15 protein-coding genes and 6 pseudogenes are annotated in these 18,366 nt (G+C 41.2%); 15 read left to right on the plus strand and 6 right to left on the minus strand.

The genetic code is table 11. From position 1 onward, the window contains the following. Window positions 1-61: 61 nt before the first annotated feature. The 12 genes and pseudogenes from NYZ99_RS14130 (at window position 62) to NYZ99_RS22085 (ending at window position 11,036) form a co-directional block, all read left to right on the plus strand. Window positions 62-553: a hypothetical protein gene (locus NYZ99_RS14130; RefSeq protein WP_260571817.1), complete on the plus strand. Its 492-nt coding sequence runs from the start codon at window positions 62-64 to the stop codon at window positions 551-553. Then, on the plus strand, window positions 448-3,102 hold the full coding sequence (locus NYZ99_RS14135) for a beta strand repeat-containing protein (RefSeq protein WP_260571820.1): 2,655 nt from the start codon (window positions 448-450) through the stop codon (window positions 3,100-3,102). Before NYZ99_RS14130 ends, NYZ99_RS14135 begins: the two co-directional genes overlap by 106 nt. Window positions 3,103-3,227: 125 nt before the next feature. Then, window positions 3,228-3,887: a bZIP transcription factor gene (locus tag NYZ99_RS14140; RefSeq protein ID WP_260571822.1), complete on the plus strand. Its 660-nt coding sequence runs from the start codon at window positions 3,228-3,230 to the stop codon at window positions 3,885-3,887. Then, complete coding sequence (locus NYZ99_RS14145; RefSeq protein WP_260571824.1) at window positions 3,880-4,437, plus strand: hypothetical protein; 558 nt, start codon at window positions 3,880-3,882, stop codon at window positions 4,435-4,437. The genes NYZ99_RS14140 and NYZ99_RS14145 overlap by 8 nt, the downstream gene beginning before the upstream one ends. After that, entirely contained in the window at window positions 4,361-5,041 is a 681-nt protein-coding gene (locus NYZ99_RS14150; protein ID WP_260571826.1) for a T9SS type B sorting domain-containing protein, read from the plus strand. The genes NYZ99_RS14145 and NYZ99_RS14150 overlap by 77 nt, the downstream gene beginning before the upstream one ends. A 232-nt stretch (window positions 5,042-5,273) precedes the next feature. Further along, on the plus strand, window positions 5,274-7,781 hold the full coding sequence (locus tag NYZ99_RS14155; protein WP_260571829.1) for a hypothetical protein: 2,508 nt from the start codon (window positions 5,274-5,276) through the stop codon (window positions 7,779-7,781). Window positions 7,782-7,913: 132 nt separating this feature from the next. Continuing rightward, window positions 7,914-8,702 (plus strand): hypothetical protein, encoded by a 789-nt coding sequence (locus NYZ99_RS14160; RefSeq protein ID WP_260571831.1) that lies wholly within the window; start codon window positions 7,914-7,916, stop codon window positions 8,700-8,702. Continuing rightward, the gene (locus tag NYZ99_RS14165) at window positions 8,699-9,088 is read left to right on the plus strand and encodes a T9SS type B sorting domain-containing protein (RefSeq protein ID WP_260571834.1); all 390 of its coding nucleotides are present in this window, start codon (window positions 8,699-8,701) and stop codon (window positions 9,086-9,088) included. Before NYZ99_RS14160 ends, NYZ99_RS14165 begins: the two co-directional genes overlap by 4 nt. Before the next feature lie 263 nt (window positions 9,089-9,351). Beyond that, window positions 9,352-9,510: pseudogene (locus NYZ99_RS22980) on the plus strand (D-alanyl-D-alanine carboxypeptidase family protein); the annotation flags it as partial. Window positions 9,511-9,644: 134 nt separating this feature from the next. Next, window positions 9,645-9,884, plus strand: coding sequence for a D-alanyl-D-alanine carboxypeptidase family protein (locus NYZ99_RS22080; protein WP_338039031.1), 240 nt, complete (start codon window positions 9,645-9,647; stop codon window positions 9,882-9,884). A gap of 55 nt (window positions 9,885-9,939) precedes the next feature. Beyond that, a pseudogene (locus NYZ99_RS14175) lies at window positions 9,940-10,706 on the plus strand (M48 family metalloprotease). A gap of 225 nt (window positions 10,707-10,931) precedes the next feature. Beyond that, entirely contained in the window at window positions 10,932-11,036 is a 105-nt protein-coding gene (locus NYZ99_RS22085) for a DUF6747 family protein (RefSeq protein ID WP_420845228.1), read from the plus strand. Window positions 11,037-11,139: 103 nt separating this feature from the next. On the opposite strand, the gene NYZ99_RS14180 is transcribed toward NYZ99_RS22085, so the two are convergent. After that, window positions 11,140-11,526 (minus strand): ankyrin repeat domain-containing protein, encoded by a 387-nt coding sequence (locus NYZ99_RS14180; protein WP_260571836.1) that lies wholly within the window; start codon window positions 11,524-11,526, stop codon window positions 11,140-11,142. Between the two features lie 265 nt (window positions 11,527-11,791). Then, window positions 11,792-12,184: an ankyrin repeat domain-containing protein gene (locus NYZ99_RS14185; RefSeq protein WP_260571838.1), complete on the minus strand. Its 393-nt coding sequence runs from the start codon at window positions 12,182-12,184 to the stop codon at window positions 11,792-11,794. A gap of 228 nt (window positions 12,185-12,412) precedes the next feature. Between NYZ99_RS14185 and gpmI the strand changes: the two are divergent. The 3 pseudogenes from gpmI to NYZ99_RS14200 all read left to right on the plus strand — a co-directional run bounded on the left by gpmI (window position 12,413) and on the right by NYZ99_RS14200 (window position 15,623). Further along, a pseudogene (gene gpmI, locus NYZ99_RS14190) lies at window positions 12,413-13,933 on the plus strand (2,3-bisphosphoglycerate-independent phosphoglycerate mutase). A 31-nt stretch (window positions 13,934-13,964) separates the two neighbouring features. Beyond that, a pseudogene (map, locus tag NYZ99_RS14195) lies at window positions 13,965-14,785 on the plus strand (type I methionyl aminopeptidase). Window positions 14,786-14,857: 72 nt separating this feature from the next. Further along, window positions 14,858-15,623: pseudogene (locus tag NYZ99_RS14200) on the plus strand (class I SAM-dependent methyltransferase). Here NYZ99_RS14200 and NYZ99_RS14205 read toward each other — a convergent pair. From NYZ99_RS14205 to nqrF, 4 genes and pseudogenes are all read right to left on the minus strand, one after another. Continuing rightward, the gene (locus tag NYZ99_RS14205; protein WP_260571840.1) at window positions 15,624-15,860 is read right to left on the minus strand and encodes an FAD:protein FMN transferase; all 237 of its coding nucleotides are present in this window, start codon (window positions 15,858-15,860) and stop codon (window positions 15,624-15,626) included. It lies immediately after the preceding pseudogene. A gap of 46 nt (window positions 15,861-15,906) precedes the next feature. Next, on the minus strand, window positions 15,907-16,623 hold the full coding sequence (locus NYZ99_RS14210; RefSeq protein WP_260571843.1) for an FAD:protein FMN transferase: 717 nt from the start codon (window positions 16,621-16,623) through the stop codon (window positions 15,907-15,909). Beyond that, window positions 16,623-16,988 (minus strand): Na(+)-translocating NADH-quinone reductase subunit F, encoded by a 366-nt coding sequence (locus tag NYZ99_RS14215; RefSeq protein ID WP_260571846.1) that lies wholly within the window; start codon window positions 16,986-16,988, stop codon window positions 16,623-16,625. Before NYZ99_RS14215 ends, NYZ99_RS14210 begins: the two co-directional genes overlap by 1 nt. 69 nt (window positions 16,989-17,057) lie before the next feature. After that, a pseudogene (nqrF, locus tag NYZ99_RS14220) lies at window positions 17,058-18,366 on the minus strand (NADH:ubiquinone reductase (Na(+)-transporting) subunit F).

Here is an 18,366-nt window from a genome sequence, read left to right on the forward strand (position 1 = left end):
GTTTGGCATAGAGATAATCCTATTTTTGTTTTCCCACTAGTTTTAAGTCAAATAACACTATATGAAGCGTTTATTTATACTATCCATTTTTACGTCTTTGGTACATATATCCATCTCCGCTCAGATAAAGATTGGCGACAATCCCCGGACCATTGACCCCTCCTCCTTGTTGGAGCTGGAGAGTAATTCCAGGGTGCTAGTGATTACCAGGGTTTCCACGGCACAAATGGAGTCGATTGTACCACAACGTGGAGGTATGGTGTATAATACGGACAGGGAATGTATTCATTATTATGATGGTTCCCAATGGATCAATCTTTGTGATGCCGTTAGTTTTAGCATCACCAATGATCCCATAGAAAACCTTAGAAGTACCATAGCGATTACCCAAACCCCTAACAGCTACAATCGGAAGTGGCCCCCAATAGCATTCGCAGTGAACAAATTGTGGACGAAAGCATTAATGGGGTCGATTTGCAGGACAATTCCATTGGCAGGGACAAATTGGGAGATGCTGCCGTTGGGCCTAATGAACTGGCCACAGAATCCGTAGATTCCGATGCCATCATAGATTTTACCATCCAACCACGCGATATTGCATTGGCAGGCCCCAATCAGGTCCTTGCAACTACTGTAAATGGGCTGGTTGAATGGCAGGACCAAATCGGTCTTTTTGAACTGGATTTTGACAAGGATACCAATACCCTATCCATTGTTCCTGCGACCGGTGTAGGGAGCAATAGTATCAATTTGGAAGCTTTGGTAGGGTCTGATGATCAAGCCATTGAGGTGTTCTCATTTGATGAGGTAAACAACATTATAAGCTTAACTCTCGAAAATGGAGGGTCCGAAACAATTAATCTTAGTAATTTAAGCAATTCCGGAACAGACGAGCAAGATTTAGGCTTGGCTACATTAGTTAATGAAGAACTGACCATTAATATAGAAAATGGAAATCCCACTACAGCTGATCTCAGTGATTTTGCTACGGATGTTAGTTTAAATTCAAGTTTAGCCCTAAAAGAAGATGTAATAAATAAATCAAATGATACCGCACTTGGAAATTCGGCAATATTATATCCAACTCAGAATGCGGTAAAAGTGTATGTTGATACTGAAATTGCAGACATTGTCACTTCCGGAGGAAGTGATCCAATAAACGAACAAAACCAAACTTTCGAAGTTGCAGGGGGAGAACTTAGAATAACCGACATATCAGGAACACTGGCCGTTCCATTAACAGATATAGATACAAATACCCAATTGACCGATGCCGAAATAACGGCCTTAGGATATATAAAAACAGATTTAGATGAACAAAATTTGGCACAAGTCTTAGCACAAGGTCAAGACGCGAACGCTTTACAAATTAAAAATCTACTGGACCCTACCGATCCACAGGATGCCGCCACTAGAGCATATGTGGATGCCAACGTAGGTGGCACTCAAAACCTTGCTCAAGTTTTAGCAGTAGGTACCGATGCCAATGCGTTACAAATCAAAAATTTATTAGACCCTACAGATCCCCAGGATGCCGCAACCAGAGCTTATGTGGATGCTAATTCAGGAGGAACTCAGAATTTAGCACAGGTTTTAGCAGAAGGAACTGACGCCAACACGTTACAAATTAAAAATTTACTGGACCCAACTGATCCACAAGATGCGGCTACTCAGAATTACGTAGAAACTCGTATTGCAACAATTTTAGGAGCAGGAGGAGCCGACGGTGTTGTATCAAATATTACTCCAACGGCAACAGGATTTGACGTCACGGGGACAAATGGAGGGTTTAATGGAAGTATTGATCTTGATGCAACTTTTGCAACCGATATAGAGTTATCCGGAATTAATATAGTAAGTTCCGATACACCAAACTCCATCACGACCGGAGTGGACGGTGGCGCCCTCTACGACGATACCGCCCTCTCGAATGCAATAATTGCGAACACGATTGCCATCGCTGCTAAGGAGGACACGGCAAACAAATCAAACGACCCAACGCTCGCCGACAATTCCGTAACCGATTTCCCAACCGAACAGGCAGTAAAAACGTATGTGGACAACCGGATTTCAACTGTAACAGCAGGAAATAATTTAAGCAACTCAAATCTGACTCAAGCCGGAGAAGACAGAACCTATGACCTTAATAATCAAAATTTAGTTTTTACAGGACTGGGTAGTGTTGGCATAGGTAATGGAGCCAATCCACCTCAAAATAAATTTCATGTTGCTGGAGAAATAAGGGTAGAGGGAGTTAATTCGGCAGATGGTACTCTTGCAAATCCAGCTTATACATTTTCAGGAGACACCAATAACGATACTGGCATGTATAGACCTGCCGCAGATGAAATTGGTTTTTCAGTCGGTGGGCAAGAAGCTTTAAGAATGGAAGAGGACGGAGGTACTACCAACGTTACAATTTTTCAAAGCTTAACACTCGAAAACGTATTATTGGACAAGGATGGAGATGCTGGAGCAGCGGGTCAAATATTATCTTCTACTGGTACTCAAACCGATTGGATTGACGCCCCTACTACAGGAGCGGTCGACTGGTCCGCCTTAACTGGTATACCAGCAGGGTTCAACGACAATATCGACAACGTGCTTGACGAGGCCACTGTGGACGGCTTCGTGGCAAACAACGGATACCTCACAGCCGAAGTGGACGGAAGTATAACCAATGAAATCCAAATCCTTTCCATTCTAGGAAACGACCTGACCCTATCCAACGGAGGGGGGACTGTTACCATTCCAAGTGCAGGGGCCGCAGACTGGTCCACCCTAACCGGTATACCAGCAGGATTCAACGACAATATCGACAATGTCCTTGACGAGGCCACTGTGGACGGCTTCGTGGCAAACAACGGATACCTCACGGCCGAAGTGGACGGAAGTATAACCAATGAAATCCAAATCCTTTCCATTCTAGGAAACGACCTGACCCTATCCAACGGAGGGGGAACTGTCACTATTCCCTCCGCAGGTGCGGCCGATTGGTCAACGCTTACGGGCATACCAGCAGGGTTCAACGACAATATAGACGACAATTCGACCAACGTAAGTTTGAATGTATTTAGTCCAGGACCTTGTTTTGACAGATAGTAACGGCTTCACTGTATCAGTACCGATGGCAGATATCGACAGTAATTCGACCAACGTAAGTTTGGCTGTATTTAGTCCGAGACCTTGTTTTGACAGATAGTAACGGCTTCACTGTATCAGTACCGATGGCCGACATTGACAGTAATTCGACCAACGTAAGTTTAACCGTTGCTGGATCGGAACTGATTTTGTTTGACAGTGACGGCAACGACGTAAGAGTTCCCATAGCGGATATTTCTGCACAATATACTCCTGGCGCAGGAATAGCCATATCAACTGCAAATGTAATTAGTGTAGATGGTGGGTCTATAGCGGCGGGAAGCATACCGGGTTTAGCTGTTGTACCTAATTTCGGAGCACAAGACATTATTACCACAGGTAATATTACAGCACAAGATGCAACATTCAATGGCGACGTTAACGTTACCGGCACTCATACGCCGGTTCCCGATTATGTCTTTCAAAAATATTTTACTGGAACATCTTCTTTAAACGAAGGTTATACATTTAAGACCCTTAGCGAAATTGAAAAATTTGTAAGGAAAAACAATCACTTACCGGGAATTCAATCTGCCCAAGAAATTAAAGCGCAAGGATTTTGGAATTTAGGAGAGGCATCCAGAATCAATTTAGAAAAAATAGAGGAACTCTTCCTTCATACCATAGAGCAAGAGAAAAAAATTGAATCTTTACAAAAAGAAAACACCCAACTTGCCAAGGAGTTGGAGGCCTTAAAAAGTCAGGTAGAAACTATTCAAAAAATGTTGGCCAAAGACAATGAATAGGTATCTTAACATAATTACGTTCTTTTCGCTGGTTTCTGCATTGGCGCAAACGGCGCTTTATAACAATGGTACTATTCGCATTCATGATGGTGGTACCCTAGGCTTTCATACAGACCTTATAAACGACTCCCCCTTTGACGAAAATCGTGGGCTCGTGGGGTTTTATGGTGAAAATGCCACTGTTTTTGGTACCGTGGTTCCCTTGTTCTATGATGTAGAGGTCGCCGTTGAAAACGATTTGATCCTCACCCTTGGTTTGGATACCCGTAATAATACCAATTTCATCATCGGAGATATTTATACCCCTAAAACCAATGGTGCCGTTTATTATAACTTTTTGAGCGATGCGTTCTACAACGGGGAAGGGAACCTCAGAAAAATAAATGGCTATGCCGCGATTACCAACAAACTGGATTTTATGTTCCCCGTAGGGAGCAATGAGGCCCTACGGCCACTAACTTTAAATTCGGAGCGTGTTAATTTATTCGCCAAGTGTGCCTATTTCTTTCAGAATCCGAGATACCCAGTCGGTACTGCCCGGCAATTTTAGCATAGACGACTTGGATGTGGACATTGCCGCCGTATCCAATTGGGAATTTTGGCGATTGGAAGGCAGTGTGCCCTCCACGATTTCCCTCTCGTGGAACGGGGAAAGCAATCTAGCCAATCTCACCGATGATCCTACCACCATTATTCCCGTTGGATGGAGTAAAATTTCGCAACGATGGATCAATTTGGAGGCTTCCATGGTCACCGGAGACTTGGAACAAGGATTTGTATCCTCAGAAACCTTTATCCCGGACGACTACGAAATCATTACTCTAGGAGTATCACAAATTCCTTTTCAACCTTTGGCAAAGGACGTGCTCACCTTGGACAACTTTTTTGTTTCTCCCAATGGGGATGGCATCAATGACCGATTTTATGTGGAGGAATTGGAGCAATCCCCAAATAACATGGTGAGAATCTATGACCGATTTGGTCTCAAGGTCTTTGAACAGGCAAACTATGTGGACGAATTTGCCGGTTTTTCCAACGTTGACAACTTTGTCATCTCCAGGGAGGACGGTCTTCCCGTGGGCGTATACTTCTATACCATTGAGATGTTGGATTTGGGCTTAAAATACCAGGGATTTCTTTATCTCGCTAGGTAGTTTTTCTTGTTTACAGTTTATCGATTTAAATAGTGGATAAGGCGTGAGTGTCATAACTCCATTTTATCGACGAAAAACCAATAAATACTTTGTTTGAAAGCCCTTTTAGTTTTTACAACAAGTATGCTTCACTTCACAACAAAATATATATACCCGGAAGTTTGTAGAATACCTTTATTGTGATAATTGATATTCTGAACTACAAATGTTTATAAAAAGATTTCTACCGCTCTTGCTAGTTTTTATTGCCCATTATTCCATCGGGCAGGTAAAAATAGGACAAAATCCCAATAGCATTAATGCAGCTTCTATTGTCGAGTTAGAAAGTACAAACAAGGCATTTGTTCTAACCCGACTGACTACAGCACAAATGCAATCCATTTCACCTCTAAAGGGTGCCATTGTCTATAATATAGATACAAACTGTGTTTATCATTTTAATGGCAATCAATGGAACAATTTATGCAATTCGACCCAAGTAGGAACATTCTCCTTTGTAGATAATTACGATGGAACTTTTACTATTAACTATAGTGATGGTACCTCTTTTACATCCTCAGACTTAACAGGTGCACAAGGTGCACAAGGAGAAAAAGGAGATTCAGGGGATGTTGGGGATAAAGGACCAACCGGAGATAAGGGTGAAACTGGGGACAAAGGTGAAACCGGTGACAAGGGTCTGACCGGTGACAAAGGTGAGACCGGGGACAAAGGTGAAACTGGGGACAAGGGCGAAAAGGGAGATGTTGGCGACAAGGGTCAGACCGGTGATAAAGGCGAGACCGGTGACAAGGGTCTGACCGGCGACAAAGGTGAGACCGGTGATAAAGGCGAGACCGGTGATAAAGGCGAAACCGGGGACAAGGGTGAAAAAGGCGATGTAGGCGACAAGGGCGAGACCGGTGACAAGGGCGAAAAGGGAGATGTTGGTGACAAAGGCGAGACCGGTGATAAAGGCGACAAGGGTGAAACTGGTGACAAGGGCGAAAAGGGAGATGTTGGTGACAAAGGTGAGACCGGTGACAAAGGTGAGACCGGTGATAAAGGTGAAACTGGGGATAGAGGTGAAACCGGTGACAAGGGTGAAAAGGGAGATGTTGGTGACAAAGGCGAGACCGGTGACAAAGGTCTGACCGGTGATAAAGGCGAGACCGGGGACAAAGGTGAGACCGGTGATAAAGGAGAGACAGGAGACAAGGGTGAAAAAGGCGATGTAGGTGACAAGGGTCTGACCGGCGACAAAGGTGGGACCGGTGACAAAGGTGAGACCGGTGATAAAGGAGAGACAGGAGACAAGGGTGAAAAAGGCGATGTAGGTGACAAGGGTCTGACCGGCGACAAAGGTGAGACCGGTGACAAGGGTGAGACCGGAGATAAAGGCGAGACCGGCGACAAAGGCGAGACTGGTGATAAAGGTGAGACCGGTGACAAGGGTGAAAAAGGCGATGTTGGCGACAAGGGCCGGACCGGGGATAAAGGTGAAACCGGTGACAAGGGTCTGACCGGTGACAAAGGTGAGACCGGGGACAAAGGTGAAACTGGGGACAAAGGTGAAAAAGGCGATGTCGGCGACAAAGGTGAAACTGGGGACAAGGGCGAAAAGGGAGATGTTGGCGACAAGGGCGAGACCGGGGATAAAGGCGAGACCGGGGATAAAGGTGAGACCGGTGACAAGGGTCTGACCGGTGACAAGGGTCTGACCGGTGACAAAGGTGAGACCGGGGACAAGGGTCTGACCGGTGACCAAGGTGAGACCGGGGATAAAGGCGAGACCGGGGATAAAGGTGAGACCGGAGATAAAGGCGAGACCGGTGATAAAGGCGAGACCGGGGACAAGGGTCTGACCGGTGACAAAGGTGAGACCGGGGACAAAGGTGAAACTGGGGATAAAGGTGAGACCGGTGATAAAGGCGAGACCGGTGATAAAGGCGAGACCGGGGACAAGGGTGAGACAGGAGACAAGGGTGAAAAGGGAGATGTTGGCGACAAGGGCGAGACCGGGGACAAGGGTGAGACCGGTGACAAGGGTCTGACCGGTGACAAAGGTGAGACCGGGGACAAAGGTGAAACTGGGGATAAAGGTGAGACCGGAGATAAAGGCGAGACCGGTGATAAAGGCGAGACCGGGGACAAGGGTGAGACAGGAGACAAGGGTGAAACTGGTGACAAGGGCGAAAAGGGAGATGTTGGCGACAAGGGCGAGACCGGGGACAAGGGTGAGACCGGTGACAAGGGTCTGACCGGTGACAAAGGTGAGACCGGGGACAAAGGTGAGACCGGAGATAAGGGTCCTACAGGCGATCCAGGTTTGGAGGATCAAACCCTAGAAGAGGTGTTGACTGAAGGCAATTCAGCTAACAACACGAAAATTATTGATCCGGGAAATCCAACGAATGACCAAGATGCAACAACGAAGAGCTATGTTGATAACCTACCTAGAGTTTATGTAGGAACCTTTAGAATAACCTCCACAGGTAATATCACAATTAGTGGATTGCCCTTTAAGCCCTCTTCAATAACGTTTACGGCATACGCAAACGTTGAAAATTTTGATATGGACACCGATAATGGAGTCGGCAACAATAATTCCGGAATAGCAAACTCGTTTGGTAATATGAGAGGGTTTGCAAGAAATGATAGCGGAACTATCTCAGAACAAGTAATTTATATTGGTGGTAGTGGTAATTCTATCAATGATATTTCCGAGATATGCTTCCAGTTCACATTCTATTGGGCTTAGATATTCCAATCAAAATGGTGATAAGTTTGGACTTACAACGGCAAGGGTAACAAGCTTTAATACAAATGGATTTACTTTGAACACTGATAATTTTACAGACGGTATTGTTGTCATTTTTGAAGCCTATAGATAATGTGGAATTCATTTAAACATATAATCTGCAGCTTGGGGTTCTTTTCAGGTTTTATGGTTTTGGGACAACAGGCTCTTCATAATTACGGAACCATAAAAATCCACGATACAGGTGTTGTTGGTTTCCATATGGATGTCATCAATGATGGGGCCTTTAATCAGAACATGGGTTTGGTAGGCTTCTATAATCAAAATAAGGAATTGGTACTTTCAGGAAATTCCAATCCGGTTTTCTTTGATGTTGAAGTAGCGGTTGACCATGGGTTTTATCTAGAAAACACAATGGGTGTTTTGAACAATCTAAACCTAATTACGGGAAATTTATTTACTTCCCGTTCACAATCAGAAATCAACATAAGTTTCTTGAACGATTCGTTTTATGTGGGTGAAGGGAATCAGAACCACGTAGATGGATATGCCTCAATTCAAGGAAAGGAAAGTTTTACTTTTCCAATTGGCGACGGTCAAAAACTTCGTCCTTTGACTTTGACTTCAAATACGATTAACGATTATGCAAAAAGTGCTTATTATTATGAGAATCCAAATAGTCCAAGTGTTTTTGGAGAATCTTTTGATACCAAAAAGTTAGAAACCGAATTCCTTTCCGTCAGCAACTTTGAATTCCGGCATTTAGAAGGAGAGAAACCATCCTATGTAGACTTATCATGGAACGGCGAAAGCAACATTGGAATTCTAGTCGACGACATTTCAGAACTTCGGGTAGTAGGTTGGAACAGTAAGAATAGGAAATGGGAGGATTTAGGAAATTCGGCTTCGAAGGTAATATGAGCCAAGGCAAGGTTACCTCGAACACTTTTACACCCAATGATTATAAAATTATTACCCTTGGCGGGAACAAAGGTATGCTACAAAGCTTATCTTCTATAGACCTCGACAATTATTACATGACTCCTAATGGTGATGGAATAAACGATAGATTGGTTATTGATGGCATTGAAAATTCACCAAACAATTCCTTGCAGATTTATGACCGGTATGGAATATTAGTCTATTCAAAGGCAAATTACAACAATGAGTTCGAGGGAATTTCAAACAGGGAGTCAGCAATTGCCGGAAATTCGGGCTTGGCATCAGGAATTTACTTTTATGTTATCAGTTTAAACGACCTTAACATAAAACATCAAGGATATTTATATTTAACCGCCTATAAATAATAGGCCTTGGAAGTTTTACCAGTATGTTAACCGAATATAATTAATTAAGTAATTTTAAGTTATATAATTATAGATACCATACTATGAAACGAAGATCCTTTATCCAAAAAAGTAGTGGTGCCGCAATCGGCCTAAGCTTGTTTCCCAATCTACTAATACAGGAAGCGGACTACTCCATTGCAGAATTGATGGGGAAGGCACCTATTGAACTCGTTGGAAAGGACATCAACCTAAGGAAAGAGGCCCATGATGCTTTTTTGGAAATGAAAAAGGCCGCCTATTCTGATGGTATCGATTTAAAGATCGTTTCCAGCTTTAGGGATTTTAGTAGACAGGAAGGCATTTTTGAGCGCAAGTTCATTACCTATACCGATGAAGGCATGGAACCCATGGCCGCCATTGAAAAAATAATTGAATACTCTACCATTCCAGGGACCAGCAGACACCATTGGGGCACAGATGCCGATATTATAGACGGATACAGGAACGTTGAAGGTGATGTGCTAGATCCTGAAAAGTATGGCAATGGAGGTCCTTTGAGGACTTTAAGTTATGGATGGACGAGAATTCCGAAACTTATGGTTATCACCTTGTCTATACGGATGACCCAAAAAGAAGAGGGTTTAAATATGAACCATGGCACTATAGCTACGCCCCATTGTCCATTCCTATGTTGGAAGCCTATAGGGGAATCAACGTGGTTGCCCTTTTAGAGAAGGAGGAATTTTATGGTGCGGAACATTTTACCAGGGCATTTTTAAGGAGTTATATCCGAGAACAATATTTTAGATATTAATAGATCTCTTATTTAATGGTTTTGTATATTAGGTTCTACTAAGAACACTAACACCATGAGAAGAGGAAGTTGGAAAATCCGAATATTTATCGGTTTGGCCATTGTGGCTTTTGCCTTTATCCAGAAATGTAATAATAAGGAAGAAAACCCTTATACAGGCCGCACTCAGACTATCAATATGTCCCCGTAACAGGAAATTGCCATCGGCCTTCAGAGTGCCCCTGAAATGGCACAACAACATGGAGGGCTATATCCGGACGAACAATTGCAGAACTTAGTGGATAGGGTCGGGCAAAAGCTGGTGAATAGTAGCATAGCCCAAGAAACTCCCTATAAATACGATTTCCATTTATTGGCGGATGACCGCACCATCAATGCGTTTGCATTGCCAGGGGGGCAGTGTTTCATTACTTACGCCCTTTTCTCCCAGTTAAATGAAGCACAGCTTGCCGGTGTATTGGGACATGAAATTGGACATGTCATTGGCAGACATTCCGCGGAAAGAATAGCAGAAAGCACATTCGGCAAACAGTAACCATGGGAGCTACCGTAGGTGCCGATATGGGTGACATCGTTGGAAGCATAGGACAAAATACCTTATTGACAAATGGACGTGGTGATGAATTGGAGAGTGATGATTTGGGAGTTCTATTTATGATACAGGCCGGATACGACCCATATGAAATGATCAGGGTGATGGAAATTTTAAAGGATGCCGCTGATCCAAATCGTGTACCGGAATTTCAAAGTACACATCCAGATCCTGAGAATAGGATTGAAAAAATCAAAGAAGCTATTGAAAAATATAGAGGAGAAGGTTAAACGTTAATTTTTGCGGATAATCGGATATATGCTACCGATGCCCTTTCCTTTTTACTATATTTAGGGTTCCCAAATCGCTTTAACTACTAAAAATTTGACCCTTATAGCTTTGATTTAGTAATATATTTCGAATTTATTCGATATCTAAAACAAGACACTATAATGGGAACACTAACACACTTTAAGAATCTTTATGTAGAGGCTTTTGAAAATTGCAAGCCGTAAATATTGGTAGTTATTTTAAAAGTCTATTCGGTATTTTGCGCTTTAATGTTGTTTATGGCAGTATATGCGTTCGCGCATAGAGCTTTTAATGGTTTTGAATTTTAATCTTTACTCTTTTACTTGAACACTATTTAGAGTACAATTTTTAAATAAAAAGGCCCATCATATCTGATGGGCCTTTTTTTTAATTCAAATAAACACCCTAAAATCAAGAGTTAGAATTGATAACTTCAAGCACCTCAGAGGCCTTTGACATTTCTGCATAGTCCTTAGCAGTATAACCTTTATCGCTCTTTATGTTTAAGTTGGCCTGATTCAATAATAATACTCTTAAAACTTCTGCTTTGTTATACCGAGCGGCATACATAGCAGGTGTCATTCCTAAGGATTTTTCATTTACGCTTTCACCCATAGCGATCAGGCTTCTTACTTTATCCACATCTCCTTGCATGGCAGCTTTGCAAAGCGAGCTAATATTTTCGTTCACTACAGTTGTAACCATATTGATACTAGAAGTCTCTAGTTTCATGTTAGCATAGGAACTTAAATGAGTCAAAATTCCTACAAAAAGAAACATTAATATTGATTTTTTCATAATACACGTGTTTAATTATTGTCTTATTTTATAATATATTCAAAATTAAGTATCATAATTTATGATATTTATATTTTAAGAAAATAATAATAAAAATTTAACAATACGGGTAATTTACCTTAATATGTATTTAACAATAGGTAGAATTCCTAAAAAAATTTGATAGGGAGCATTTCAAATAAACTGCAATATGCCTCCAAAAAAAGGCCTATTACCAAGGTGATTGGAACAGGCCTTTCGTCTTTTGATTGATGGTCTTGTTTTCTTAACTACCAACGGCACTTTCCGGAACGGCAAGCGCATCGGTTGCATTTGAAAGTTCGGCATATTTGATTACAGAGAAACCTTGGTTACTTTTAATTTTCAAGTCGGCACCATGGTCAATGAGTAATTGAAGAACCTCAGCTTTATTATATCGAGCTGCAAACATGGCGGGTGTCATTCCCAAGGATTTCTGATTGATGTCCTCCCCCAGTTCTATCATTCGTTCAACTGTTTCAATATCGCCCTGCATGACGGCTTTGCAAAAAGAACTAATATCATAGGCCTTGATGCTTTTTTCAGGGTTGATTTGATTGTTGAAGGATGTTTCTTTGGCCATAAGACCTGTACCCATGAACAGAATTGCCATGGACAACGTTAGGATTGTTTTTTTCATGATGAATGAATTTTAATTGATGAATAGATTGTTGTTATATAAATATAGACTTCTCTTATGGCTACATGTTACAGGATTAACACTTAAATAACTAAATTTTAACAGACCTCATAATTTCAAGTTAATTCCTTTAACGAAATCGCATTAAATATTAAAAAGAACCATCAGGTATTAGCTATAGTTATGGAATCATACTATTTTTGAGGATTAAATTTTTATGATCGAAAGATGAACAAGAAAGTAATCTTAATGATATTGGACGGGTGGGGTAAATCCCCAAACCCAAAGGTTTCTGCAGTTGACAAGGCAAATACCCCCTTTATAGATAGTTTGTATAAGAAATACCCCAATGCCAATTTACTTACGGACGGCATGAACGTAGGACTTCCCGAAGGACAAATGGGAAACAGTGAAGTTGGCCATATGAACTTGGGTGCCGGTAGGATAGTTTATCAGGATTTGGCAAAAATAAATTTAGCCGTAAAAGATAACTCGTTAAAGGATGAACCCACCCTAAAGGAAGCCTTTAAATATGCAAAAGAAAATGACAAACCAGTCCATTTTCTTGGTCTTTTAAGTGATGGCGGGGTACATAGCCATATTGATCATTTGAAAGGATTGATATCAGCAGGCTCAGACTCGGAATAAAAAACATGTACATTCATGCCTTTACGGACGGCAGGGATGTAGATCCAAAAAGTGGAAAAGGATTTTTGGAGGATCTGGTATCATTTTGCTCAGGAAAGAAAGCCCAATTGGCTTCAGTGGTAGGGCGGTATTTCGCTATGGATCGAGATAAGCGTTGGGAACGTGTTAAAAAGGCTTATGACGTCATGGTCAACGCCGAAGGTGAGAAATCAACTGATGTAGTTCAAAGTATACAGGATAGTTATAATAACAATGTTACCGATGAGTTTGTAGAACCTATCGTAATGGTAAACGACAAAGGAAACCCTGTAGGACAAATAAAAGATGGGGATGTCGTCATATTTTTCAATTTCAGAACCGACCGAGGACGGGAACTGACCCAAGTATTGAGTCAAGAGGACATGCATGAACAAAACATGCACAAGCTTAATCTCTATTATGTGACTATGACAAACTATGATGATTCCTTTAAAGGGATTCATGTGGTATATGACAAGGAAAATATAAAGGAAACTTTAGGTGAGGTTCTTGCTAATGCCGGAAAGAAGCAGATAAGGATAGCCGAAACGGAAAAATATCCACATGTCACATTTTTCTTTAGTGGTGGCAGGGAAGTCCCGTTCGAGGGAGAAAAAAGACTATTATGCCCCTCTCCGAAAGTGGCCACGTATGACCTTCAACCGAGAAATGAGCGCTTATGACATAAGGGATGCCATAGTACCTGAGCTCAAAAAAGGCGACGTGGATTTTGTTTGCCTAAATTTTGCAAATCCGGATATGGTAGGACATACAGGGGTTATGGAAGCAGCTATTAAGGCTTGTGAAACCGTTGACGAATGTGCCAAGGATGTCATTTCAACGGCAATCGAGAATGATTATTCCGTTTTAGTAATTGCCGATCATGGTAATTGCGAAACCATGATAAATCCAGATGGTACGCCAAATACGGCACATACTACGAATCCTGTACCGCTTATTCTTGTGGATAAGGATGTAAAAAGTATTAAAGATGGCGTGTTGGGCGATATAGCTCCAACAATTTTAAAACTAATGGGTGTTGAGCAATCTTCCTATATGACCCAAAAGTCCCTAGTGGACTAGCTTAAACTAAAATAAGCGTACTTTTGCAGTTATGGTAAAAATAAAATCGGCGGAAGAAATAGAACTCATGCGCGAAAGCGCGCTAATTGTTTCAAAAACCTTGGGTATGCTGGCTTCTGAGATAAAACCGGGTGTCAATGCATTATACCTAGATCAATTAGCGGAAACGTTTATACGTGACCATGGTGCGGAACCAGGATTTTTGGGAATGTACGACTTTCCCAATACTTTGAACATGAGTCCTAATGCCCAAGTTGTACACGGGATTCCAAATGCCGAGCCCCTCCAGGAAGGCGATATAATATCAGTAGATTGTGGCGCCTTAAAAAATGGTTTTTATGGTGACCATGCCTACACCTTTGAAGTTGGGGAAGTGGCCCCTGAGGTAAAGAAATTATTGAAAGTCACAAAGGAATCCCTTTATATTGGGATTAGGGAATTTAAGGCTGGTAATAGAGTTGGCGATGTAGGTTATGCCATCCAAAATTATTGCGAAAGTCACGGTTATGGCGTGGTAAGGGAACTTGTAGGTCACGGACTTGGAAAAAAACTACATGAAAGTCCGTGAAATGCCCAATTATGGAAAAAGAGGACGTGGTAAAAAGTTCGTGGAAGGTATGACCGTTGCCATTGAACCTATGATCAATATGGGGACCAAAAATATAAAACAACTCAAGGATGGTTGGACCATTCTTACCGCAGACGGAAAACCTAGTGCTCATTTTGAACACGACGTCGCCATTGTAAATGGAAAACCGTGAACTGTTGTCCACATTCCAATATATTTATGATGCCTTGGGCATTACTTCCGATGAGGAGGAGGAATTTAGACAGAAAAAGCTGCAATCTTAAGTCGTGGTACAAGTAATGAATTAGTAACAGTTCTTTTCCTCTTAAAAATAATTACTGTCGTTTATCGGGTACATGAAAAAAATCTTCAAATTTTTTCTAAATCTTATACCAAGACCCGTTCTTATTAAGGTAAGTTATTTGGTAAGACCATTGCTTTCAATTTATTATTCCGGACAAAAATACCAAGACCCTATAGACGGTAAAAATTTCCGTAGTTTTCTTCCTTATGGTTATGAGATTCCTAGGGAGAATGTACTCTCCCCTTCTACATTATCCTTGGAAAGACATAGATTATTATGGCTCTTTCTAAAAAATAGGACCAATTTCTTTAACCACCAGTTAAAGGTATTACACTTTGCCCCGTGAGCAGGCCTTCTATAAAAGATTTAGAAAACTTAAGAATCTTGAATATACTACGACAGACCTAAATTCTCCGCTAGCAGATGTTAAGGCTGATATCTGCAATTTGCCCTTTAGGAACGATAGTTTTGATGTGATTTTATGCAACCATGTATTGGAACACATTCCTGAAGACACCAAAGCGATGCAGGAGCTCTACAGAATACTTAAACCGGGTGGTTGGGGAATCTTTCAAATTCCTCAGGATTTGAATAGGATGGAAACTTTTGAAGACAATTCAATTACCGACAAAAAAGAAAGAGCCGTAATATTTGGCCAATACGACCACGTACGGATTTATGGCAGGGACTATTTTGATAAACTAAGGTCAATCGGTTTTCACGTCGAGGAAATAGATATGACAAAAGAAATGCCTCTTGAGAAAATTGAAAAGTACAGATTAGCCAAGGGAGAGATTATTCCTCTCGTCAAAAAATAACTACTCTACGAGCAGTTCTCTAAATCCTCTCGTTAAAAATTCCTGTACAATACCCTTTTCATCCAAGTAAATAATATATGCTTCTAAGTCTTTATTGGAGTTTATAACCTTAAAAGCTTCCGGCAAATCCATGGCCATGAATCCGGTGGCATAAGCGTCAGCTGTAGCACAATTATTAGCCAAAATAGTAACGCCAAGGGTATTTGAGTTTTTGGTATATCCAGTAATGGGGTCCACGGTATGGACATACTTTTTACCAGTAGAACTATCAATCCTGTATTTTCTATAATTTCCGAGACGAGGCCAAGGCCCTATCGGACATATTAATCAACAACTTCAATTTTCGTCCAGTTTCTACCTGTGGATCATCTATACCTACCACCCAAGGCTTTTCCTTTTCTACATTAATTCCCTTTGCTACTACTTCTCCACCGACTTCAACCAAATAGTTTTCAATACCCTTATTATTGAGCATCAAAGCCAACCTATCAATAGCATATCCTTTTGCAATAGCGTTAAAATCGAAATAAATATTAGGATTGTCCTTGACAATCCTATGTTCAGGTGTAATTGATACTTTATCGAAGCCCACATAATTCAGTAGACTATCTACGCTGAGACTATCCATAGAAATTTGATTGCCAGGCCCAAAACCCCAAGCATTCACAAGCGTACCAACGGTTGGGTCAAAAAATCCATTTGTCTCTTTATGGACTTTTCTTGAAAGCTCAAAGACTTCCCTGAACATTTTATCTACCACAACCAGACTATCCCCTTGATTTATTTTTGATATGTCCGAATCAGGAATATACGTTGACAAGGAACGATTTACAGCCGCAAAAACAGAATCGATTTCCTTTTGGAAATCTAGCTCATCTTCAGCCAAATATATAATATTAAAGGTAGTGCCAAGTGCCTCTCCCCTTGTTTGATTGCGGACGATACCATGATTGCAGGAAAAAAATAAAAAAGCTCCTACAAGAAAAATCCATCTTTTCATTATTCAATTTCAATTAATCCGTCAAAATCTACAATGTATTCCTCATTGAGATATACCGGTAGATTGTAATCCTTCGCATTCACCAAACCTACAGGAGCGTAAAAGGTCCTAGCTTCAAATTTTAGGGCATGGTCTCTCATTTTATGTAAATCTGCCCTAAAAAAATCCAAATCTTGGGGAACTCCCGGATATTCGATTGCCTTCACTACCACAAAACTCATCCTCTTTTCCTTAATGCATACGAATTGGGGATTTTTTCTTAGCTCACTATTAATGGCCAAAAATTCATACCCATCGTCCTCCAACCGTTTTCCCACCAAATTCATGGCTAAATTATGAAGTTCTTGTTCTGTTAATGGTTTCATGTAAATCCAATTCCAAAAAAACCGATATGTAAGCATATCGGTTTTTCCATGTTATTGTTTTGTTTACTATTAACCTCCGAAATCGTCGAAACGAATATTTTCGTCGGGTATACCAAAATCCTCTCCCATTTTCTGAACCGCCTTGTTCATCAATGGAGGCCCACAGAAATATAATTCAATATCCTCAGGGGCTTCATGTTTGCTGAGATAATTGTCGATTACACAATTATGTATAAATCCAACAAATCCATCACCTGGTGCATCAATATCCTCCTTCACTTTCCAATTGTCCTCTTCCAAAGGTTCAGACAAGGCCAAATAGAATTTAAAGTTAGGGAACTCTTTCTCTAATTCGTAAAAATGATTTAGGTAGAATAGTTCACGCTTGGAGCGCCCACCGTACCAGTAACTAACTTTTCTATCGGTCTTCAAGGTCTTGAACAAATGGTACAGATGTGATCGCATTGGTGCCATTCCGGCCCCACCTCCTACATATAGCATCTCGGCATCCGACTCATTTATAAAGAATTCACCATAAGATCCTGAAATAATACAATCATCACCAGGTTTTAAATTAAAAATATAGGAAGATGCTACACCGGGATTTACATCCATCCATCCATTTTTAGATCTGTCCCATGGTGGCGTTGCAATACGCACATTCAACATAATCTCCCTTCCTTCTGCAGGGTAAGAAGCCATTGAATAAGCCCTTTCTACCGTTTCAGGATTCTTCATCACCAATGGCCATAAATTGAATTTATCCCACTCTGCTTGAAATTTATCCGGAGTTTCATGTTCCTCGGGATGCGCAGTAATATCGATGTCTGAATATTTGACTTCACATTCAGGAATTTCAATCTGAATGTATCCTCCTGCCTTATAGCCCATATCCTCAGGTATCTCTACCACAAATTCCTTAATAAAGGAAGCCACGTTGTAGTTTCTAACAACTTTCGCATTCCACTTTTTGATACCAAAAACCTCCTCAGGTATCGTAATTTCCATATCCTGCTTTACCTTGACCTGGCAAGCCAAACGGGCTCCTTGGTTCAGTTCCTTTTTGGAAAAGTGTGGAGTCTCCGTAGGTAATGCCTCTCCCCCACCGAGACAATACATGACACTCACATTGAATACATGTTCCACCTCCCCCACATGCGGAAGGCAAGAAAATTTTTTGATTTCCCAAGGTTGATAAAAGTGAGCTTCCTGAACCTACTTCGACCTTTTTTTCCCCATTAATAGTAATGGTCACCGGACCGGAAGGTGATAATTTTTCCTTTGTGAACAGTAACAAAGCCACCAAAATCATTAAGAGAATTAAAAAGGCGACTACCGTAATCAATATAGTTCCACCTGTACTTGCAGCTAAAATCAT

It is taken from the genome of Maribacter litopenaei (genome assembly GCF_025244665.1).
In the GTDB taxonomy this organism is placed as follows: Bacteria; Bacteroidota; Bacteroidia; order Flavobacteriales; family Flavobacteriaceae; genus Maribacter; species Maribacter litopenaei.

Coding starts and splice junctions, on each gene's coding strand:
- NYZ99_RS14130 (WP_260571817.1), top strand. CDS start 62: ATGAAGCGTTTATTTATACTATCCATTTTTACGTCTTTGGTACATATA.
- NYZ99_RS14140 (WP_260571822.1), top strand. CDS start 3,228: ATGGCCGACATTGACAGTAATTCGACCAACGTAAGTTTAACCGTTGCT.
- NYZ99_RS14145 (WP_260571824.1), top strand. CDS start 3,880: ATGAATAGGTATCTTAACATAATTACGTTCTTTTCGCTGGTTTCTGCA.
- NYZ99_RS14160 (WP_260571831.1), top strand. CDS start 7,914: ATGTGGAATTCATTTAAACATATAATCTGCAGCTTGGGGTTCTTTTCA.
- NYZ99_RS14165 (WP_260571834.1), top strand. CDS start 8,699: ATGAGCCAAGGCAAGGTTACCTCGAACACTTTTACACCCAATGATTAT.
- NYZ99_RS22080 (WP_338039031.1), top strand. CDS start 9,645: ATGGACGAGAATTCCGAAACTTATGGTTATCACCTTGTCTATACGGAT.
- NYZ99_RS14180 (WP_260571836.1), bottom strand. CDS start 11,526: ATGAAAAAATCAATATTAATGTTTCTTTTTGTAGGAATTTTGACTCAT.
- NYZ99_RS14185 (WP_260571838.1), bottom strand. CDS start 12,184: ATGAAAAAAACAATCCTAACGTTGTCCATGGCAATTCTGTTCATGGGT.
- NYZ99_RS14210 (WP_260571843.1), bottom strand. CDS start 16,623: ATGAAAAGATGGATTTTTCTTGTAGGAGCTTTTTTATTTTTTTCCTGC.
- NYZ99_RS14215 (WP_260571846.1), bottom strand. CDS start 16,988: ATGAAACCATTAACAGAACAAGAACTTCATAATTTAGCCATGAATTTG.